Consider the following 20,394-nt stretch of genomic DNA (forward strand, 5'->3'; position numbering starts at 1 on the left):
GGCCCCCGCGCAAGATCACTCCACCAGTGCGGCGGGGATGACCTGAAGCTCCAGCGCGCAGCCTTCGCCAAGGTGCAGCGTGTTCTGCGCCACCCGCAGGTCGCGGGCGGTGCCTTCCGGCGCGCCGGTGTTCGGGTTGATGTCGTACTTGGGGAAGTTCGACGACGAGATGTCGAGCCGCAGCCGGTGCCCCTTGGCAAAGCGGTTGGCGGTGGCGAAGGGCTCGATCGCGATGTCGAAGGCGCCTTCGTCCGCGGCCACCAGTTCCGGCTTGTCGAAGCCCTTGCGATAGCGCACGCGGAAGATGCCATCGGTGATGATCATCGCATAGCCGCGCGGATAGTCGGCGGAGGGCGGGTAGACGTCCACCAGCTTGGCGGTGAAATCCGTGTCCGGCGCATCGGTCGAGACCTTCAGCCGCACGGTCACAGGGCCTGCGACGATCAGGTCTTCCTCCAGCGGCGCGGTCTCGAAGCTGACCACGTCGCGGCGCGCGATCAGCGGCATCCCCGGCGTGTCGCAGCCGAAGAACTCGGCGGCTTCGGTCTGGTCCACCGGGCCACCGGCAAAGATCGGCTCGCCCGAGGTGAGCGCGCCACCCAGCGTCGGCACCGGGTTCGCCGGGTCGTAGCTGTAGGTGATCGTGCTCTCGGCATCCGCCGTGCCAAGGCTCATGTCCGCGCGAGGATAGAGCGTCAGCGGCGTAGCTTCGGGCACCGGCCAGTCGGCGGTTTCGATCCATTTGCCGCCGTGGTCCAGATGGCCTTGCGCGGTCTTGGTGCCGCTGCCGCCGCCCATGATGAAGAGGTGCACACGCTCATCGCGCGGGCTGACCTCTTCGCCCTTCAGCCACTTGGCAAAGAACGTGAGCCGGAAGGCGAGCCAGTCTTCGTCCACCTGCCCGTCGAAAGTGGCGGCGGGGCCGAAGTCCACGTCGCCAAAGACAGAGCGGGAGCGGTTGCCATGGGTCCACGGACCCATGATCAGCGTGAGGGGACGGCTGGCATTGCCCTTCAGGCCCTCGAAATTCTCGGTCGTGGTGCGGACGTAGGCGTCGTACCAGCTCGACATGAAGATGATCGGGACCTCGGGGAAGTCGTGGTAGTAGCCCGCGGCCCAGATGCCCGCCTTCTTCCAGAAGTCATCGAAGGTGCCGTGCTGCCATTGGTCCAGCAGGTAGCTTTCGTAGTCCGGATCCCAGCGGACCGGCGAGCGGCCCTTGGTCCAGGGCGTCTGCTTCATCCAGTCGTGCAGGCTCTCGGCCTGGATCGCGCCGAGGATGCGGGGCTCCTGCGAGGCGAGAGGCGCCTCCATGGCGCGGTTGTAGGCCCAGGTCGCCTGTTTCATCTCCAGCGCGCCGCCCTGACGGATGCCGCAGGTGAAGGCGTTGGAGAACCCGCCCGAGTCCACGGCCATGCAGGCCAGTCCCGGCGGGTTGAGGCAGGCAAGCGCCATCTGGACGTGGGCGTCATAGCTCAGCCCCATGGTGCCGACCTTGCCGTTGCCAAAGCTTTGGCCGTCGATCCAGACCATCGAGTCGTAGCCGTCCTCGGCCTCGTTCAGGTACTTGGTAAAGCTCCCCTCCGAACCATAGCGCCCCCGGCAGTCCTGCCAGATGACGACATAGCCTTCCTGCACCAGCTTGATCGCCAGATCGGGACGGGAGAGCGGTTCGGGGCGCGCCACGGACTTCTCGGTCCGCGGCGTGCCCGCCTTGTCATAGGGCGTGCGCTCGAAGATCACGGGGAGCGGCGTCTCGTCCGGGCCGCCATCCGCGCCCGCGGGGCGGTAGATGTCGGTGGCCAGATGCACGCCGTCCCGCATCGCGACCATGACGTCGCGATGCACGACCACCCCCGGCCCCGCCGGCTGGGCCGGCGTGAGGGTCCCGGGGGATACAGTGGGGGCGGGGGTGGTCAGCGTCGTCATTTCGTGGAGCTCACGTTCTGGGGAAGGGTCTGTTCGGAAAGGCCGGCTTCGATGTCGAGGCCATCCTTCAGGCCCCAGTGCACCTTCTGCCAGTAGAGCGGCACGATGGGCGTTTGATCGAAGGCGATCTTGGTGGCGTCGCGCAGCTTGGCCAGACGGGTATCCTCGTCGAACTCCTGCAGCGCCTCGTCGAGGGCCGCATCGAAGGCCTCGGAGGCGAAGCGCGCCCGGTTGAAGGCGCCCTTGCCGGCTTCCTTGTCGTAGGTGTGCAGCAGCGACTGGAGGTTCGGCGCCGAGGTCGGCGTGGAGGAGCCCAGCGAGAAGACGAAGGCGCCGTAGTCACCGGCCGAAGCCGCCTTGGAATAGACCGAATAGGGCAGCGCCTCGACGCCGTTCACCTTCAGCCCGCCGCGCGAGAGCATCTGGCCGAGGGCCTGTGCCAGATCGCTGTCGCCGGGGAAGCGGTCGTTCGAGGAATAGACCGTCAGGCCGAAGCCCTCGGGGTAGCCTGCCTCGGTCAGCAGTTCCTTGGCCTTGGCGACATCGGGGGTGTCATAGCCGATCTCGGGGTTGTAGCCGCCCAGCACCTCGGGGACCAGCTGGCCCGCGGGCACGCCGGAGCCGCCGAGGATGCGGTCCACGATCAGGTCGCGGTCGATCATCAGCGAGATCGCCTTGCGGACCTTCGGATCCTTGAAGGGGTTCTCGGCCAGTTCGGCGCCGTTCAGGTCGGTCACGCCCGGCGCCTGATCGAAGCGCATGGAGAGGCCGAGGTAGATCACCCGGCCCGAGGCCTCGGAGACCACATGGGTGCCTTCGCCGCCGTCGAGGCGCTGCACGTCCTGCGGCGGCACGGCGTCGATCACGTCCACGGCGCCCGACAGCAGGGCCGCCACGCGGGCCGCGTCGTTCGAGATGTAGCGGATTTCCACGTCCTTGAACTCGGGCTGTTCACCCCAGTAGCCGTCATAGGCGTGCATGGTCAGCGTCTCGCCCGGCTTCCATTCGTCGAAGACGTAGGGGCCGGTGCCGATGGCCGCGCCGGTGGCGAAGTCTTCGCTCGCCTTGCCCTCGGTCGCGGCTTTGGAGACGATGAAGACGCGGCCGATGCTTTCCAGCAGGGCAGGGTTGGGGACGTTGGTGATGATCTTGACCGTCAGGTCGTCGATCTTCTCCATGCTCTCCAGCGAGGACACCATGTCGGTGTAGGGCGCGGGAGAGTTCGGCACCTCGTCGGCGCGTTCCAGCGAGAAGATCACGTCATCGGCGGTGAAGGGCGAGCCGTCGTGGAAGGTGACGCCTTCGCGCAGATGGAGCGTCCAGGTGGTCGGATCGTCGTTTTCCCAGCTGACGGCCAGACCGGCAGAGATCTGCAGGTTCTGGTCGAAGTTCACCAGACGGTCGAAGAACATGGTCGAGGTCATCTGGTTGTTGCCGGTCCGCGAGAACTGCGGGTCGATCGAGCTTTGCTCGGACGAGCGGCCGATGGTCAGGTCCTGGGCCCAGGCGGGCGCCAGCATCGTGCTGGCCAGCAGCGCGGCCAGTGCGGCGGATTTCGCCAGTTTCATTGGGTTACTCCTTGTTGGGTTTGTTGTTCTGTCGTTGCAGGCAGTTGTCCGGTGCCGGCGTTCAGGTGGCAGGCGACGGTATGGCCGGTCTCGGCCGTGACGAGCGGCGGGCGCTCCTGACGGCAGATGTCCATGGCGAAGGGGCAGCGCGGATGGAAATGGCAGCCCTTGGGCGGGTTCACCGGCGAGGGGATTTCCCCCTTCACGGTGTTGAACCGGTGGCCGCGCCGGTCGATCCGGGGGATCTCCTCCAGCAGGGCCTGGGTGTAGGGATGGCGCGGGCGGTCGAAGATCTGATCCGTCGGCGCGCTTTCCACCACCCGGCCGAGGTACATGATCACCACCCGGTCCGAGATGTAGCGCACCACCGACAGGTCGTGGCTGATGAAGAGCAGCGTCAGCCCGAGGTCCTTCTTGAGCTGGACCAGCAGGTTGATCACCTGCGCCTGGATCGAGACGTCGAGCGCCGCGATGCTTTCGTCGCAGACGAGGAAGTCGGGGTTCACCGCCAGCGCCCGGGCAATGCCGATCCGCTGCCGCTGCCCGCCCGAGAACTGGTGCGGGTAGCGGTTGACCATGGCCGGGTCGAGGCCGACCTGACCCATCAGCTTCTCGACCAGCGCGGGCACCTCGCCACGCGGCACGATGCCGTGCAGGCGGGGGGCCTCGCCGATGATCTCGCCCACCTTCTTGCGCGGGTTGAGCGACGACATCGGGTCCTGGAAGATGATCTGCGTGGCGAGCCGGTTGGCCTTGGCCGCGCGGCCCTTCAGCGTGGCGATGTCCTGCCCGTCGCGGGCGACGGAGCCCGCGGTCACCGGCAACATGCCGGCCACGACGCGGCCCAGCGTGGACTTGCCGCAGCCGCTTTCCCCCACGAGGCCCACGACCTCGCCCTTGGCGATCTCCAGCGAGACCTCGTCGAGGGCGTGGACGATCTTGGGCTCCTCGGCGAGGCCCGCGCGGATCGCGATCCGTTCGGCCACGTCGGTCTTGCGGACGAAATGCTTGGTGACGGTGTCCACCTTGATCAGCGGCTGGTTCATGCAGTGACCTCCTGCGCAAGCGGGTGGAAGCAGCGCCAGCCCCGGCTCAGATCGCCGGTCTCGGAGGGTTCCGACAGGCAGGCATCGGTGGCAAAGCCGCAGCGCGGGCGGAAGGGGCAGCCCTCGGGCCGTCCCAGCGGCGGCGGCGCATTGCCGGGGATCTGCTTGAGCGGCTGGCCGCGGTCGTTTTCCATCGGCAGGCTGTCGATCAGCCCGCGGGTGTAGGGATGCATCGGCGTGTCGAGGACCTGATCCACGGTGCCGCGCTCCACGATCCGGCCCGCGTACATGACGGCCACGTTCTGGGCCAGTTCGGCCACCACGCCAAGGTCATGGCTGATCCAGATCAGGCCCATGCCCATCTCGCGGGTCAGCTTCTGCACCTCGGAGAGGATCTGCGACTGGATCGTCACGTCGAGCGCCGTGGTGGGCTCGTCCGCGATGATCAGGTCGGGCTTGTGCAGCAGCGCGATGGCGATGGCCACCCGCTGGCGCATCCCGCCCGAAAACTCGTGCGGGTAGGCGTCGATCCGTTCCTCGGGGCGCGGAATGCCCACCATGCCAAGCGCGTCGCGCGCCATGGCGCGGGCCTCGGCCTTCGACACGTTTGCATGGGCGCGGACGGTCTCGATCATCTGGGTGCCGATGCGCAGAACCGGGTTCAGCGTCATCATCGGGTCCTGGAAGATCATCGCGATCCGGTCGCCGCGCAGCGCCTGCAGGCGCTTGTTCGACGCGGCGCGCAGGTCTTCGCCCTTGAAGAGGATCGAGCCCTCGACCACCTTGCCCGGCGGGTCCACGAGGCCCAGCAGGGAGAAGCCGGTGATCGACTTGCCCGACCCGCTTTCGCCCACGAGGCCCAGGATCTCGCCCCGGTTCAGCGTCAGGTCCACGCCGTCCACGGCCTTGACCGTGCCCTTGGGCGTCTCGAACCATGTCTTGAGGTTGCGCACCTCCAGCAGTGTCTCGCTCATTGGGCCAGCCTCGGGTTCAGGATCTCGCGCAGGCGGTCGCCCACGATGTTGACGGAGAAGACGAGCACCAGCAGCAGCAGGCCCGGGTAGACCGACATCCAGTAGAGCCCGGCCAGCATGACTTGGTAGCCGTTCGAGATCAGCAGCCCGAGAGAGGGCTGGGTGATCGGCAGGCCGATGCCGAGGAAGGAGAGCGTCGCCTCTGCCGCGATGGCCGAGGCCACCTGGATCGTGCCGATGACGATCAGCGGCGGCAGGCAGTTGGGCAGGATATGCGCGAACATGATCCGCCACGCCGGGATGCCGAGGCAGCGCGCGGCCTCGGCGTATTCCTTGCCGCTTTCCACTAGCGCCGTGGCCCGCACGGCGCGGGCGAAATAGGCCCATTGCACGAAGACCAGCGCGAGGATCACCTTGTCCACGCCCTGCCCGAAGACCACGAGGATCATCAGCGCCACAAGGATCGTGGGGAAGCCCAGCATCAGGTCGACGAAGCGCATGATCACGCTGTCGATGGCGCCACCGCGATAGGCGGCAAGCAGCCCCATGGCGGTGCCCACGACCATGGCCAGCACACCGGCGGTGACGCCCACGGCGAGCGAGGTCCGCAGCCCGTAGAGCATGGCCGAGAACATGTCGCGGCCCTGTCCGTCGGTGCCGAGGATATAGGTCATGCCGTTGTAGCCCTCGCTCATCGGGGGCAGCTTGGCGTCGAAGAAGTCGATCTCGTTCAGGTCATAGGGGTTCTGGGGCGCGATCATCGGCGCGAAGACCGCGGCGAGGATCAGCACGAGGCAGACGATAAAGGCGAGGGTGGCCTTGGGGCTGCCCAGCATGCCGCGGGCGATGCGGGGCACCATGCCCTCGCCTTTGAGAAGGGCGATGCTCGTCATGCGCGGCTCCGGATGCGGGGGTCGAGCAGCGAGTAGAGCACGTCGACGATCAGGTTGATCAGGATGAACATCGTGACGATCACGAGGATGTAGGCAACCACCACGGGCCGGTCGAGCATGTTGATCGAGTCGATGATCAGCTTGCCGACACCGGGCCAGGCAAAGATCGTCTCTGTCACCACGGCGAAGGCGATCAGGCTGCCGAACTCGATCCCCAGCACGGTGACGATGGGGATCAGGATCGTCTTGAGCACATGCACGAAGAGGATGCGGCGCTCGCTCAGGCCCCGGGCGCGGGCGTATTTCACGAAGTCGAGCGGCATCGTCTCCTGCACGCCGGTGCGGGTCAGGCGGATGACGAGGGCGATCTGCGCCATGGCGAGGTTGAGCGCCGGCAGCAGCAGGTGCACGAAGCCGTCCCACGTCGCGTAGGAGGTGTGCAGCCCCAGCACGGTGCCGGTATCGCCACGCCCGGTGGAGGGCAGCCAGCCCAGCCAGACCGAGAAGATCATGATCAGCATCATGCCCTGCCAGAAGTTCGGCAGCGAGAAGCCGAGGATCGAACCGGTCATGACGCTTTCATCCGTCAGCGAGCCCGGCTTCATCCCGGCCCAGAGCCCCAGCGGCAGGCCGATCACCAGCGACAGCACCAGCGAGGTCGTGACCAGTTCCAGCGTCGCGGGCAGCCGTTCGAAGATCACCTCCAGCGCCGGGCGGTTGTAGACGAAGCTGCGCCCGAAATCGCCCTGCAGGGCCGAGGAGACGAAGTTGAGGTACTGGAGCGGCAGCGGCTGGTCGAGGTGCAGCGAGGCGGCCACCTGCGCGCGTTCGGCCATCGTGGCGTCGGCGGGCAGGAGGATCTCCAGCGGGTCGCCGATGGCGTAGACCCCGAGGAAGACGATGAGCGACGTGATGGCCAGCACGAGGATGGCCTGAAGCACGCGGCGGAGGATGAAGACGGTCATTGTGGCAGGCCCCCCACGGGGCGCGGCGCCGGGTCTGGTCGCATGGCGGTGTAGCTGTGTCCCTGTTTCGGGAAAGCTTGCGAGACGATTCGAGTCTATGCAAGATTATGACGAAAGCGGCGACATATATGTCGAATTGGGAATATGTGAGCGATGCAACTCGGCCTTCTGGAGACCTTCCGCTCGGTGATCGAAACCGGTTCGACGCAGGCGGCGGCGGCCCACCTGGGGATCACGCAATCCGCCGTATCACGCCGGATTTCTCAGTTGGAACAAGAGCTTGGACTTGACCTTTTCCTGCGGGACCGGGGCCGCCTCGTGCCCACGAAAGAGTGCCGCCTGCTGCAGGGGCAGATCTTCGGTCTGGTGGACCGGGGGGCGCAGCTGGCCAATGTCGCGCGGGAGCTGAGGCAGGGCAATTCCACCGCGATCACCCTGCGGGTGGCGGTGCCGGGCAGCCTGACCCTGTCGATCATGCCGGGCATTCTGCGCGATTTTTTGGCACAGAACGACCTTGTGCAGGTCGAGTTGCACACCGGCCCCTACGACACGATTGAACGGATGCTGCTGGACGAGCGGGCCGAGGTCGGCTTCCTGCGGATTCCGATCCAGCGGCCGGGGCTCTCGGTCACGCCGGTGATCCGGGCGCGCACGGTCTGCGTCATGCCCGATGACCACCCGCTGACGGCGAAATCCGAGATCACGGTGAACGACCTGAGGGGGGAGCCGCTGATCCTGCTGGGCCGGATGCGCGCGCCCCGGCGCGAGATCGACGAGACGTTCTGGACCGCGGGCTTCAAGCCGCAGGTGCGGGTCGAGGCGCATTCCGTCATGTCGGCCTGTTCGCTGGTGGCGGCGGGGCTAGGGGTCACGCTGGTGAACGAGTTGATGGCCCATGATTACGACCACCTGCCGATCACCCACCGGCCCATGTCGCCCGCGCTGAGCCACAATTTCGCTTTCGCGATGAGTACCGAAACGCCGCTCAGCCAGACGGCGCAGGCCTTCGTGGATCTCAGCAGCGCCCGGTTGCAGGCGCTGCTGAAGCCGTAAGTTTACGAGGGCTTCACGACGCCGGTCTGCGACGAGATGAGGCCGTAGTGCTCGATCCGGCGGTGGGCCGCGAAGTTGAACACGTTCTGGCGGTTGAAGGCGCATTTGTCGAAGTCGGCCTCGGCCACGATCAGCTCGTCGCCCTCGCCTTCGGCCTTGGCCAGCACGGTGCCTTCCGGGCCCACGATCAGCGTGCCGCCGATCATGTGGTTGCCGTCCTCGGTGCCGCATTTCGCGATGCCCATGGCATAGCAGGCGTTCTGGTAGGCGCCGGCACAGAAGCTGAGCTCGTTGTGATAGAGGTTCTGTTCGATCTGAACCTCCTTGCCGTGGGTGTTCTGCGAGGGCGTGTTGTAGCCGATGGTCACGAGGTCGACGCCCTGAAGACCCATCACGCGCCAGGTTTCCGGCCAGCGGCGGTCGTTGCAGATCGCCATGCCCATCAGCACGCCCTGGTTCTCGGCGACCTGGAAGCCGGTGTTGCCGGGCAGGAAGTAGCGCTTCTCGAGGTGCTGGTAGGCGCGGTTCTCGTCGTACTCGGCATGACCCGGCAGGTGGGTCTTGCGGTACTTCAGGACGATCTCACCCTCGGGCGACACGATGATCGAGGTGTTGTAGTGCTCGCCTTCCGGGGTCAGCTCCGAGTAGCCGAAGGTGAAGCCCATCTTGTACTTCTGCGCGAGGTCGAAGAGCGGCTGGGTCGCGGCGTTCGGCATCTCTGTCTCGAACCAGCTGTCCATCTCGGAGCGGTCTTCGACGTATTCGCGCGGGAAGAAGGTGGTCAGCGTCATCTCGGGGTAGGCGAGGAATTCGACGCCCTTTTCGTGCGCCTCGTCCATCAGCTTCATCATCCGTGCGACGACCTCTTCGCGGGTCTCTGCCTTCTGGATGCCGCCAATCTGCGCGGCGCCGATCATCAGTTTCGTCATGTCGTAAGGGCCTTTTCGGAAAGCGCGGCGGGCCTTCGGGCTTCGCCGCCGGAAAACGGGGGTGCCCGCGTCGCCCTCGACACGGCCTGAAATGGCCGGGGGGACCTGACTGCGGACTGCGCGGAGACTGTCAGCCATACTGCGTAAAGGGAAGGGAAAGACGCGCCAATTCGGGGGATGCGGCGGGAGATGCCGCAAAGTTCAGCGTCCGGCGCCCGAAGGCTGCCGCGAAAGCCACTGGCGCGGCCCGGCAAAAGATCCTACGAGGGGCGGCGTGGCCCCTTAGCTCAACTGGATAGAGCAGCGGACTTCTAATCCGCAGGTTGAGGGTTCGAGTCCTTCAGGGGTCGCCACTATTCTGAAATTGCCAATGAAGCATAAGCTTGCACGTTTTGGCGGTTTCCATGCACAGCCCCTGTCAAGAGGCTTGGGATGCCGTGTCGCAGGTTTCTACCAGCACACTGGGATAGAACGGTTTTTCAGCACAACCCGTGGCTGTCGATCACTTACCTCTCTGAGTTTTCAGGAGTGCCACAACCGGCTCGACAGCGTTGCGAAGATAGACCGGTCCGACACCCAAGCCGTTCGGGCGGAACGGCTGGACCCCCTCGCTCTGCAGAACCGCCCGAATCGTGTTCAAATGCGCGCCTGTTTCGGCCGACAGCATTGAGGGTGTCGTGTAGCTGGCCTCAAACGCAGCGATGTCGTCGCGGCTCATGCGCCATTCCCGACGCCTGGTCTTGGGATTCAAAACCAGCCTCGCAGGCGTGTGACCCCCTTCGATCAGAGCCAGGAACTGACCTTTCCCCCGAATACCCGCCGATCGGGCGAAGGCTGCTGCGGTCATCTCTTCCTGGCTGGTCGATGGCTTGCGCTTCGGGGCGACCTTCGCCTTGAACGCTGCAACCTCGGCGATTTCCACCACAAGCCCGTGGTAACCGAAAACATCAGGACGCTGACCAAGGCGCAGAGACCCCATCCGGATGGCCGCAATGATCTCGCCAACAGGAAGGTCCAGCCGCTTGTGAACGAGTTGGATCGTCTCCCACCCTAGCTCCTCCGGAGCAACCGGCTGCGCATAGGCCTCCAACTCCTCAAGAAGAGCTTGGCCATCCGCAATCCGCCAAGGCGATTTGATCGTTGTGACGTTGGTCCTCGGGACAAGGACACCGTCTGCCTTCAACCCGTTCAATTCGGCCAGGGTCGCGCCGATTTCCTTTCGCAGCGCAATGGGACCAACCAGCGTCGGGATTTCATCAAGGACGTGCTGCCAGGCCTTCGCATCAAAGGTCTTGCGGGCATCGGCACGCGCGTCACTGGGCGCGAACGCGCCTGCTTCCGTCAAGAAATCATCCAGAACGGCCGGGCCGATGCCGGTTTCCTTTGATGCTGACGTGAGGGAGTGAAGGCGCCGCTCTGTCACGGCCTGCCCGAGAAGGTCATCACCTGGCGCCAAGGGCCAGATCTCCAGAAAATAGTCACGAAGGATCCCGCGAAAGCCCGCAAAGGCATCGTCATCAAGGTAGATGCTTCTGAGGTGTTTGAATAGCGGACCCAATTCGCCCTGCGTCACGATGTGACCGCCGTCCTGTGACCGCATGAGGATGTCCAGAGCCGCTCGGACCCCATCAGGGCCTTGCGAGACATAGGCAAAGCCCATGGCCTTGGCGCGCCGATCGTCCGGGGCCTGGCCCTGTTTGCGCAGCAAGGCTGCACCGATAAACTCACAGAGCGTGATCGCCGGAAACACCGGCTGTGAGGCCAGCCATGTGTCGTCCGCAGCGATACCCTGCAAGAGACGCTTATCAAGCCAAAGATCATAGTCGGTAGGGTCAATGCGCACGCAATCGAATGATCCTGCTCGCAGGTCTGGCAGGATTTCCGCCAATCTCGCTCCAATATCATCCCGTTCGATGGGGCGCGAGCTAGACCACAAGGGAACCAGCGGATGGTGGTGCTGGTGGCAGATATCAACGCCCCTGCAGAGCCAGTCCCCCCGCAAGGCAATGTGCCGCAATGGATGGGGCTGATCGGCGGCATGCTCACGCATGCAGTGTGGACAACCTCGAATGATCGGGTTTCGTAGGGCCCGCGAGACGAAAACTTCCTTCCGAAACCGCATCCGGACGTCTCCGATGCGTTCACCTGTCCAAGAGAGCAGCTCGGCGAGCTGCGTGGCCGACAGCCCTGCGCGTTCTGCAAAAATCGCGACGGCCTCTTCGTCATGCTCCAGGATACGTCGAAAGGTGGTACCGAGATCGAGGGCGAAGTTGACAACGTTCGTCCCATTCAGGATTGCCATGCGCGAAAACAGCGACGGGAGCGTCTCGCGGTCAACGGGCTCCACCGTAAGGGCAAGTTTCCCTTGCAAATACAACTCCTGTGTACTCAAGCGCCCCATGTGTTTGGGTGCGCGGCTTCATATCCGTTCCGCGATCGGAAGCGAAGTCGCCACTCGCTGCAGCGGCAGGTAGAGACATGTGCGTCGGCGAACTTGCGACGGGCATGGGCAAGGCAGAAGGCAAGCTCGAGCGGAGCGGCGTTGCTCTCGCGACGCTGCTTGGCCACCCGGCTCAATCAGCATGCGCGGCGTCAGGCGCTTTGACGTCGAATACCTTCGTCCTGTGCCAGTCCAAGAAGACCCTATGCTTGTCGGTCAGATCGACTGGCCGATCAAAACATAGTCGCGCACGTGCCTGCTCGCTGAGGTTCGCCGAAAAGACCGGGATGCCGTCATTTCCAAAAGTCACCAGACCGCCATCGAATACGGCGTCCCAAAGAGCCGACAGAAGCAGGCCGTTATGGACATCCAGACGCTCTGCGTCGTTTTCACAGTCGCGCCATGGCTTGATGTGAGAGGCACGGAGAAGCGGTTTGTCGACAATCCCGGTCAGAGGGCATCGCCCCCGCCAGTATTTGATCAGACGCTCACGAAAGATGTTCTGGCCGACACGCTGGACCACAAGGCGTTCCGCCTCCGTCGTCTTCGGCAAGTTCTTGGTGCGGTGAAGAAACTCCTGAAGTGGTGCGTCGGGAAGGCTTGCGGCAAGCTCGTAAACTCTTGGCATCAAGCCATAAAGCAGTGCCAGCGAGGCAAGCCGGAACCGTGCGAGGCCTGGCCCTGCAGCAACGCACGCCTCAATCCCAATCTCTGCAATGACCCCGGCGTGATCTAGGGCGAGGAGCCAAGCACCGGAAGTGTCCCGAGCAAGCCAGATTGACCCCTGCGCGGTCGTCGAACTGTACTGCTGCCAGCCATCGAATTCACCATGGGGGCGCCGGAAGCCGTTCTGGTAGGTGACCTTCTCGCATTCCTGGCGGGTAACGAAGGATTGGGGCGTCTCGACAACAGTCATAGTCAGGCGTCCAGCCGTTCGACTAGCCGCGCCCGAATGTCCTCAATAGAAGGCACGACATCCTTCTCTCTCACAAGGGCGCGCACCTCGTCTTCGAAGTACTCGAGGAAGACCGAGAAGACCGCGCCCTCGTCGTCCTCGGCCGCCGCGGCCATAAAAGCTTCGACCATATCTTCGGCGAGATCGGACAAGTCGCCTTCCGGATCGATTAACGCGTCGGCATGGCTGGCGATTAGGTCCAGCACCTCGCCCCTGTCCGACAGGACTGACCAGACCATCCCCGAGCCCTCAACTTCGTAGCCGATCACGTCGCCGCGGTGCGGACCGATGAGGTCTAGGGTCCGGCGTGATGCGCGGCTGTTCACCTCGTCGAGGACGAGAGACACGATCCCGTCTATCCAGATGCTGCCGAGGCGTTCCTCTTCGTCGCTGTCGTCGTCTTCCTCGAAAGCTTGCGCGCTTAGCAAAACGAGCGTGTGCCTGGGAAGCTTCTCGACCTCGGTCTGGATAGATGCGCGCAATACGTCTTCGAATGCCCCCGACAGTGAGCCGAGGCGAACATCGTCCCAGCCCATGTCGCCATCGAATGGTCCCTCCTGAAGCGACCAGCAATATTCGTCCCACAGACTACGCGCCGCGACATCGCCGAACGTGTCGTTGGCCGATTGAGAGCGCAGATCGTCGATGACTGCCCCGGCGATACGGTCGACCTCGGCTCGGGCGAATGCCTCCGCAGCCGACTGCAAGCGCGACAGACCGTCCCGATTTACCTCAACGTGATCCTCAGCCATGTTTCACATTCCCATCGCCGTGAATTCGCCGTTGGCTTCCATCCGGTCCCAGGCGGTGAGGACGAGGCGGCGGGTGCGGTATTCGCCGTGTTGGCGGATTTCCTTTTCGTTGAGGACGCGGAAGGTTTCCGAGGGGTAGTCGGGGCCCTTCACGTCGGCGGGGTCGAGGATGTAGCGCAGCTTGTCGCGGGGCAGGCTGTAGGCGCGGGCGTAGAAGGCGTTGAGATCGGCGCGCAGGAGGGCGCGGCGGTCCTCGTCCCAGGCGAAGGGCGGGCTGTCATGACAAGCTGAAACCATCAGACCCGATCCCATGCTTCCTCGATCAATCGCTGGGTCCGGAACTCCTTGAACTCGCGAAGTTCAGCGTTGCGCAGGGCCTTGAAGGTCTCGACCCCGCAATCCGGGCCAAGAATGTTGTCTGGGTCGAGGATATAGAGCATTTCCTGCTTTGACTGGCCGAACACCTCGCGCGCGACAAGAACGTCGATCTCGGCCGCGACTGCTGCGCGTTGATCGGGAGCCTCGATGATTGCGTCAGGCGCTTCAAGGATGCCCGCCTTAACGGCCTGCGCCCTGAACTCTGCCATTTCTTCACCAACCGCACAAAGCGCACAGACCCGGCGTGCAATAGCTTCAGCTGAGGGAGTAGTCGAATAATCTCGTGGGAAGGGCAGACTGTCCATGATGGTGTAGGACATCGTCAGCGACACCTTTTTTCGAACCAGGAAATCCATGACCAGTGAATTGGCGACACCAAGCCATAATAGCATGTCTTTTATTGTGCCGCGTACGAATTCAATTGTTGGAACCTTGTGCCCGCTGACCGACCTTTGCGGCAGAAGAGCCGCGACGAGGGCCCTCTGATTTGTGGGGCTGGCGACATCACCGAAGCCGATCCGATACCGATAGACCCGGTCCCCAAGTTTTTCGGGGATTTGTTCCTCGACAACACGCCACTGTGGCAGGATTCGCTTCGTCGGTGACCCGAACGGGAAATCCTCCCAGACGGCAGACCGTCCACGACCGGAGACATAGCCTTTGGCACGATAATCGTAGGCGTCAATCATTCGCCCTTCATAAACAGGTAGGCCCTCCAAGCCTTCGGAGAACAAACCACGATCTGTGCCCATGTCCACTTCACGCATGTAATACCGAAGGGGCACACCCTCGATGTCTGCCCCAAACTTCGGGTAGAGAGCATACATGCGGGCGCAGATGTCGATTTCTGATTGGGCCGCAAATTCCATCACGGCGACAGGTTCGGGCGAGAACTCTTTGACCACGGAAACCGGTATGCGAAGACCGTTGCCTGTCATGAACTCTGCCAGTTTCTGGCTAGAGTTGACGCGGAAGGCCGCATTGAAATGCTCTGTTTTGCCGCCTTTCCACGCGACATAGAGGCTGAACTTCATTGCGGTATGAACTGACGGGAACCAGATGCCCTTGGTGTTCTCGAACCCGGCGAGGTGCTCCAGTCGGAAGGCCGTGAACAGTTCACGCCGGATCGCCGTGGCATTCGCCCCGTTGTAAAGGCCCTCGGGTACGAACTGGGCTGCAACGCGGCCCTTCCGTGTGGCGGCAAGGGCAGTTTCCACGAACATGCGATAGACGTTGAAGTCGCCCTTGCCGAGGTTGCCCTCGGCAAACAGGCGGTATCGACCGCTGGACTTGATGAAATGGACGGCTGCATAGAGATCGGCACAATGCTGTTCCCACTGTGCAGCAAGGACAGGGTTGCTCAGGAGCCGAGCATAGGCTTCTTCCTGTTCCTCAGGGGACATGTGGCGAATGTTCGGATCGTAGACCGAGAAGAACTCCTTGTAGTCCGGGCTCATCGTATCCCACGGAGGGTTGCCCAGCACCACGTCGAAGCCGCCGCGCTCCATTATGTCCGGGAACTCCAATGGCCAATGGAAGGCCCGCACGCGGCGGGCGGCCTTCGGCGCCTCGACCATCGCCTGGCGCAGCTTGCCCTGATTGAGGGCCATCCACAGTTCCTCGGTCGTCGGCACCGTCCGCTCCGAAGCCCCCGCCGGTGCGCTGCCGACCTTGGGCAGCAGGAAGGCCGCCACATAGAGGTCCGCCGCCGCCTTGGCGCGGACAAAGGTCTGCCCCTTGCGCAGTTCCTTGAACCGCTTGGCCTTGGCCCCGACCTGCTCGACCGAGTCCTCGGGCAGGTCGCGGAAGCCGGAGAAATCCAGCGCCATGGGCTTGGTTTCTGGCATCGCCCAACCTGAAGACCCGAAGAGATCAAGGCCGCCTTGTCCCTTCCTCGCGTCCTGATTGGCCTTCTTATAGTATTTGGCCGTGTCCTTGTCGTCGCCGGTCAGCGGCTTGTAGGCGGCGTCGGGGATGCCATCCTCCAGCACCTTCAGGTCGAACATCCCCAAAAGTGCATCGCCGCAGCGGATCTGCGCGTCGAAGAAGCCGAGGGGAAGGCCGGGGTCCACCGTCTCGATCCAGAGCGCGACCTTCGTCAGTTCCACTGCCATGGGGTTGCGGTCCACCCCGTGGATGCAGCAGCGCGCGACATCGCGCAGCGCATGGCGAAAGTCGGCGAGCGAGGGCGTGCCCTCGGCCCGGATGCGTGCGAGCCGCGTGGCGATGCGGCGGGCAGCGGCCAGCAGGAAGTGGCCCGAGCCGCAGGCCGGGTCGATGACCGAGAGCTTCAGTAGCGCCTTGGCGGGATCGTCCGCCTCGGCCTCGGTCTTGTCGAGCACAGGGTCGAGCGCGGTATCAAGCAGCGCCTGAACGAGGCTGTCGGGCGTGTAGTAGGAGCCGGTGGTCTTGCGCTGGTTGCCCTTCTGCTCGGCCGCCTCGGAGGCGAAGACCAGCGTCTTGCCATCGTCGCCGAGCTGGGGCTGGAGTTCGAGGAGGGATTCGTAGACCGAGCCCAGTTCCTCGGTCTCCATCGCGCGCCAGTTCACGGGGACCATGCCGGTCTTGTCGGCGAGCCAAGACAGGCGATAGAGCGCCTCCATGAAGGCGCGGTTGCACAGGCGGGCAGTTTCAAGGTGGGGCAGCCTGTCTTCGGCGAAGAGGCCGCCGAGGGCGGGCAGCGCAAGGGCGGGCTGCCCATGCGTGAGGGCGCGGAAGACGATCTTCACACCCTCGTAGCGGTCATGGTGCTTGTCCCATGTGGCGGCGCGGTAGCATTGCTTGCGCAGCGACTGGAGCGAATAACCATGGGCGTAGAGGGCGCGGGCCTCGGGCTTGGCCTTTTCGGGGTGAAGCAGGTTCCGGTCCTCGGCCACCATGAGGAAGATCAGACGGTAGACAAGGCGCAGGAGTTCGTTGAACCATTCGGTCAGGTTCACTTCGCCGGACTGGAGTTTCGCGGCGAGGTCGGGGTTGGCTTCGAGGAAGCCCGAGCCGAGGAGTTTGAGGGCCAGCTGGACTTGATCGGCCAAGCGATCACGCGCGGCTTCGCCCTCCTTGGAGCCAGCGTCGCGCCAGCGTTCGAGAGGGCAATCGGTGGCGGGGGTGTCTGCCGCGCCGAAGCGGCTGCGATGGATCAGGAGCCAGAGCACTGCGAAGGACGCGATGTCCTCGTTGATGAACATCTGTGCCAGATCGGCCTCGATATAAGCCGGACGGGTCAGCGAGGCATTGTCGCGCATGAGGCGCAATTGCATCCCGTTGGTGACGATGCCCCAGAGGGCCTCGTCTCGATCATTCAGGTGGTCCTGAAGGGCGAAGGCCGGAGAGCGCGACCTGTCCGTCGAGAGCGTCGGGCTGCGGCGATCAAGCAGTTCGGACGGCGGGACGACGACGACGGGCACACGGTCGGACGCGATCAGGGCGACCGGTGCTGCTGCCACCGCGAGGTCGGTGTAACCGAAGGTTTCCTTGAAGAAGTCGGCGATGAAACGCGAGGTAGCGGCGGCCGAGGGGGGCTCGATCTTCGCAAAGGCATCGAAATGCGATTGGCCCACGCGGAAGGCGGTGGCGATTTCCTCGCGGATCTGGAGACCTTTGCGCACCCCGTATTCCTCTGGGGATTGCTCGGGTGCCTGGCGCTGATCGATCTTGGTGATCATCGCCGGCGCGATCAGGTTGCCCTCAAGGCTCAGAGATGGCCACGCGGACATGTCGGTAATCGATTTGCGGGCCATAATTACACCTCCCCCGGAACAAGAACGAAGAGGCCGATGACGTCTGGGGGAATGATCGGCTCCACTCCGACGCGCGACGCGGAACCGGCGGCAGCACGAAGGCGGGCGTGGTCTTCAACCAGCTCCGCGGCACGCTTTTGCACGAAATCGGCAATCGGGCCGCCAAGCAGGTCAGGAAGGGCCGCCTTCGCCGTATTGATAATCCGGTCGCGGGCGATAGGCGCAAGATCAGCAGTCGCGGGAGAGGCAAGCAGCGCGCGCGCCTCGCTGCCAGAGGCGATCACCGATTTGCTGTCGAGGGCAACAAGGGCGGCTTCCTCTACCAGCAGGAGGCGCTCACGCCGAGCATGAACCGTGAGCTTGTAGCGAATACGCAAGAGAGCGACACGCGTCATCTGAGTGACGGCGGCACTCGGCCAGGCCCCGACACGACCGATGCCCAGATCCGGCAGCGCTTCGGTGTCAAGAGAGGCTTCAAGCAGGCTTTCGGCCAGGGACGATGTCAGCGGATGGGTTCTTGTCAGAAGTGAAGCCCCTGAGGGCACCGGTTCCTGCGTGGCCAGTTTCAGAGAGCCCTTCAGCCCACGCTGCTCCAGCTTTTCCTTGAGGCTATCCTGAAGGGCATGCACGTGGGCGAACTGCAGCGATTTCTTCTTCTCGAGAGGTACCCCGAACCGAGACATCGCGCGCTCGAGAAATTCGAGCGTTTCCGCTGGCGATCCAAGCAGGGACTTCACCTTGTCCCATTCAGGAGCGACTTCACTCGGCTTCATGGCGTTTTGTGCAAACCGGGCGCGTGACCGTTTTTCGTTCTCGCTTGCATCGCGCCAGCGGGTCTCCATCACCTGGATCCCGTCGCCGAGTTGTAGGTCCAGCGTCAGCTGCTTGTGACTGCCACCACCACGGCGGAGCATCATTGCCGCCATCAGCGCATCGGTGACCGGTCCCCGCTCCTCGGGCAGAGGCACAGTCACGCCCGTCGCCTTACGGATTTCTTCTGCCTTGCGGAGAATGACGTCCAACACGGCACCGTCGATGGCGCTGTCGGGCGAAAACATCATGATCGAGCGAACGAGTTCGGCGGGTTGTCCGAAACGATCCACGCGACCTTCGCGCTGTTGATGGCGCGTCGGGTTCCAAGAAAGGTCGTAGTGGATCACGGTGTCGAACAGCTGTTGAAGGTTGATCCCTTCCGACAGGCAGTCCGTGGCGACAAGGATACGCTGATCTTGGGTGGAACCTTCTTCCGCCGACATTTCGGCAACGCGATCGCGACGTTCGTCCGGCGTCAGTTCACCTGTCACGGCTTGTACATTCAGCTTGGGGAAGGCCTTACGAAGCCTTTCCTTCACATGTTCGGCAGTGGCGAGGTAGCGGCAGAAGACGACGGGATTGGCACCATCTTTAATCAAGGGTTTGAGGGCCTTGATAAGGGCGTTCAGTTTGGGATCTTCAGAAGTCAGAAGTTCGCTGGCCTTGTCGAGAAGTCCTTGGAGAGCGGGATCATTTGAGAAGACGGTGTTCGGCTCGATGTCCACGGCGTCTTCATCATCGCCGTCTTCGTCGTAGATCTGCGGCTCGAGGCGTTCGTCTTCATTGGAAGCCCGGTTTCGCAACGCGCTCATGGCGGCTGCGGGTGACGATCCGACACAGCGCATCAGCGCCAGAGTGCCCCAGAAGGCAAGCCGGCGATCCTTCTGCGCGTCGCCAGCCCGAGACACGACCGAGAAGCAGTAATCAAGCACGGCCTCTTGGAAGGCCCGATGCTCGTCGTTCAGGCGATACGAGTATTCGGTCGTCTCGTGCTTGGGGAACGAGCGGTTCTCATCCCAGTCGCCCTCGACCAGGTCGACGCGCCGCCGCTGAACAAAGTGCCTGACAAGGCGCTCGCGGTATTTTTGGTTGTCGAAGTTGACGGTCCCGAACTCCTTGTCGATCAGCGAAAGTAGCCGAGCGAACGCATCTTCGTCCCCAGAGTGTGGCGTGGCAGTCAGCAAGATCAACCGACGCTCAGGATCGCGTGCAAGGCCTTGGAGCAGGTCGAAGCGCTGCTGCTTTCCCTTGTGCGTCCCTACACAGGCGTGTGCTTCATCTACGATAACGAAATCCGGACATGCCCTGGCGAACCCATCACGACGTTTCTCGGCTTTGATGTAGTCAAGGCTGACTACCGTGAAGGGGTAGGCATCGAAAAGGGTTTGCGCCAATGGGAGGTTGCGCTCCAGACGTGCCGCAGTCCCGGAGGTGACAGCAACGGCATCGATCCCGAAGCGATCCTTCAGTTCTGTGATCCACTGGTCCACGAGGTGCGGAGGGCAGAGAACCGAAAACGCATCGACCTCTCCGCGATCCATCAGTTCGCGCAGGATCAGACCCGCTTCGATGGTCTTGCCGATGCCAACGTCGTCGGCAATCAACAGCCGCGGGACCTGAAGGCGAAGGGCCATGAGCAGCGGGACAAGCTGGTAGGTCCGAGGCTCAAAAGCAAGCTGTGCGGCGGATCGGAACGGGCCAGCCCCCCTGCGGAGGGTCAGCCGCAACGCGTCGGCAAGCAGGGCCGCCTTGGACTGCACTGTCGTGCGCGCATCGTCAGGCAGGTCGAAACGAGCGGCTTCGACCGGTGTAAGCTCGAGATCCGGAGCAAGAACCACGATGTCGTTTTCATTGCCCGAGAGGGGGCGCAGGGCGAGCAGGCCCTCGCTAGGTGTCGGCAAGGCAACCCATTCACGGCCGCGCGCTCTGACAAGATCTCCAGGAGTGAAATTCACAGTCATA

14 protein-coding genes and 1 tRNA gene are annotated in these 20,394 nt (G+C 63.6%); 2 read left to right on the forward strand and 13 right to left on the reverse strand.

Going from position 1 to position 20,394, the window contains the following annotated elements; translation table 11 throughout:
- Window positions 1-15: 15 nt before the first annotated feature.
- Genes LCM32_RS16495 through LCM32_RS16520 form a run of 6 tightly spaced genes read right to left on the reverse strand, consistent with a single transcriptional unit; the run spans window position 16 to window position 7,375 of the window.
- Window positions 16-1,929: a CocE/NonD family hydrolase gene (locus tag LCM32_RS16495; RefSeq protein ID WP_224822191.1), complete on the reverse strand. Its 1,914-nt coding sequence runs from the start codon at window positions 1,927-1,929 to the stop codon at window positions 16-18.
- Window positions 1,926-3,497, reverse strand: coding sequence for an ABC transporter substrate-binding protein (locus LCM32_RS16500; RefSeq protein ID WP_224822192.1), 1,572 nt, complete (start codon window positions 3,495-3,497; stop codon window positions 1,926-1,928). Before LCM32_RS16500 ends, LCM32_RS16495 begins: the two co-directional genes overlap by 4 nt.
- Window positions 3,494-4,543, reverse strand: coding sequence for an ABC transporter ATP-binding protein (locus LCM32_RS16505; RefSeq protein ID WP_224822193.1), 1,050 nt, complete (start codon window positions 4,541-4,543; stop codon window positions 3,494-3,496). Before LCM32_RS16505 ends, LCM32_RS16500 begins: the two co-directional genes overlap by 4 nt.
- Complete coding sequence (locus tag LCM32_RS16510) at window positions 4,540-5,517, reverse strand: ABC transporter ATP-binding protein (protein ID WP_224822194.1); 978 nt, start codon at window positions 5,515-5,517, stop codon at window positions 4,540-4,542. Before LCM32_RS16510 ends, LCM32_RS16505 begins: the two co-directional genes overlap by 4 nt.
- Window positions 5,514-6,410: an ABC transporter permease gene (locus LCM32_RS16515; RefSeq protein WP_224822195.1), complete on the reverse strand. Its 897-nt coding sequence runs from the start codon at window positions 6,408-6,410 to the stop codon at window positions 5,514-5,516. The genes LCM32_RS16510 and LCM32_RS16515 overlap by 4 nt, the downstream gene beginning before the upstream one ends.
- Entirely contained in the window at window positions 6,407-7,375 is a 969-nt protein-coding gene (locus LCM32_RS16520) for an ABC transporter permease (protein ID WP_224822196.1), read from the reverse strand. The genes LCM32_RS16515 and LCM32_RS16520 overlap by 4 nt, the downstream gene beginning before the upstream one ends.
- Before the next feature lie 153 nt (window positions 7,376-7,528).
- On the opposite strand from LCM32_RS16520, the gene LCM32_RS16525 reads away from it, so the two are divergent.
- Window positions 7,529-8,428, forward strand: a complete 900-nt coding sequence (locus tag LCM32_RS16525; protein WP_224822197.1) for a LysR family transcriptional regulator — start codon at window positions 7,529-7,531, stop codon at window positions 8,426-8,428.
- Window positions 8,429-8,430: 2 nt separating this feature from the next.
- Here LCM32_RS16525 and LCM32_RS16530 read toward each other — a convergent pair whose 3' ends face one another.
- Window positions 8,431-9,357 carry an N-carbamoyl-D-amino-acid hydrolase gene (locus LCM32_RS16530; protein WP_224822198.1) on the reverse strand — a complete coding sequence of 309 codons (927 nt, stop codon included), beginning with the start codon at window positions 9,355-9,357 and terminating at the stop codon, window positions 8,431-8,433.
- 276 nt (window positions 9,358-9,633) lie between these two features.
- On the opposite strand from LCM32_RS16530, the gene LCM32_RS16535 reads away from it, so the two are divergent.
- A tRNA-Arg gene (locus LCM32_RS16535) sits at window positions 9,634-9,710 on the forward strand.
- Window positions 9,711-9,859: 149 nt separating this feature from the next.
- Here LCM32_RS16535 and LCM32_RS16540 read toward each other — a convergent pair.
- The 6 genes from LCM32_RS16540 to LCM32_RS16565 all read right to left on the reverse strand — a co-directional run bounded on the left by LCM32_RS16540 (window position 9,860) and on the right by LCM32_RS16565 (window position 20,393).
- The gene (locus tag LCM32_RS16540; RefSeq protein WP_224822199.1) at window positions 9,860-11,749 is read right to left on the reverse strand and encodes a TniQ family protein; all 1,890 of its coding nucleotides are present in this window, start codon (window positions 11,747-11,749) and stop codon (window positions 9,860-9,862) included.
- Window positions 11,750-11,930: 181 nt separating this feature from the next.
- Window positions 11,931-12,713: an HNH endonuclease gene (locus tag LCM32_RS16545; RefSeq protein WP_224822200.1), complete on the reverse strand. Its 783-nt coding sequence runs from the start codon at window positions 12,711-12,713 to the stop codon at window positions 11,931-11,933.
- Window positions 12,714-12,715: 2 nt separating this feature from the next.
- A complete protein-coding gene (locus LCM32_RS16550; protein WP_224822201.1) occupies window positions 12,716-13,504 on the reverse strand; it encodes a hypothetical protein in 789 nt (262 codons plus the stop codon).
- Between the two features lie 3 nt (window positions 13,505-13,507).
- A complete protein-coding gene (locus LCM32_RS16555; protein ID WP_224822202.1) occupies window positions 13,508-13,816 on the reverse strand; it encodes a hypothetical protein in 309 nt (102 codons plus the stop codon).
- Entirely contained in the window at window positions 13,801-17,619 is a 3,819-nt protein-coding gene (locus LCM32_RS16560) for an Eco57I restriction-modification methylase domain-containing protein (protein WP_224822203.1), read from the reverse strand. The genes LCM32_RS16555 and LCM32_RS16560 overlap by 16 nt, the downstream gene beginning before the upstream one ends.
- A gap of 2 nt (window positions 17,620-17,621) precedes the next feature.
- Window positions 17,622-20,393 carry a DEAD/DEAH box helicase gene (locus tag LCM32_RS16565; protein WP_224822204.1) on the reverse strand — a complete coding sequence of 924 codons (2,772 nt, stop codon included), beginning with the start codon at window positions 20,391-20,393 and terminating at the stop codon, window positions 17,622-17,624.
- Window position 20,394: the final 1 nt, after the last annotated feature.

Origin of the sequence: Pseudooceanicola nanhaiensis (assembly GCF_020171315.1) — a bacterium.
Classification (GTDB): Bacteria; Pseudomonadota; Alphaproteobacteria; order Rhodobacterales; family Rhodobacteraceae; genus Pseudooceanicola; species Pseudooceanicola nanhaiensis_A.

Bases quoted from the DNA above. Each gene is read 5' to 3' on its own strand.
- LCM32_RS16530 (WP_224822198.1), bottom strand. From the start codon at position 9,357: ATGACGAAACTGATGATCGGCGCCGCGCAGATTGGCGGCATCCAGAAG.
- LCM32_RS16520 (WP_224822196.1), bottom strand. From the start codon at position 7,375: ATGACCGTCTTCATCCTCCGCCGCGTGCTTCAGGCCATCCTCGTGCTG.
- LCM32_RS16505 (WP_224822193.1), bottom strand. From the start codon at position 4,543: ATGAACCAGCCGCTGATCAAGGTGGACACCGTCACCAAGCATTTCGTC.
- LCM32_RS16525 (WP_224822197.1), top strand. From the start codon at position 7,529: ATGCAACTCGGCCTTCTGGAGACCTTCCGCTCGGTGATCGAAACCGGT.
- LCM32_RS16550 (WP_224822201.1), bottom strand. From the start codon at position 13,504: ATGGCTGAGGATCACGTTGAGGTAAATCGGGACGGTCTGTCGCGCTTG.
- LCM32_RS16515 (WP_224822195.1), bottom strand. From the start codon at position 6,410: ATGACGAGCATCGCCCTTCTCAAAGGCGAGGGCATGGTGCCCCGCATC.
- LCM32_RS16560 (WP_224822203.1), bottom strand. From the start codon at position 17,619: ATGGCCCGCAAATCGATTACCGACATGTCCGCGTGGCCATCTCTGAGC.
- LCM32_RS16565 (WP_224822204.1), bottom strand. From the start codon at position 20,393: ATGACTGTGAATTTCACTCCTGGAGATCTTGTCAGAGCGCGCGGCCGT.
- LCM32_RS16500 (WP_224822192.1), bottom strand. From the start codon at position 3,497: ATGAAACTGGCGAAATCCGCCGCACTGGCCGCGCTGCTGGCCAGCACG.
- LCM32_RS16510 (WP_224822194.1), bottom strand. From the start codon at position 5,517: ATGAGCGAGACACTGCTGGAGGTGCGCAACCTCAAGACATGGTTCGAG.
- LCM32_RS16545 (WP_224822200.1), bottom strand. From the start codon at position 12,713: ATGACTGTTGTCGAGACGCCCCAATCCTTCGTTACCCGCCAGGAATGC.
- LCM32_RS16495 (WP_224822191.1), bottom strand. From the start codon at position 1,929: ATGACGACGCTGACCACCCCCGCCCCCACTGTATCCCCCGGGACCCTC.
- LCM32_RS16555 (WP_224822202.1), bottom strand. From the start codon at position 13,816: ATGGGATCGGGTCTGATGGTTTCAGCTTGTCATGACAGCCCGCCCTTC.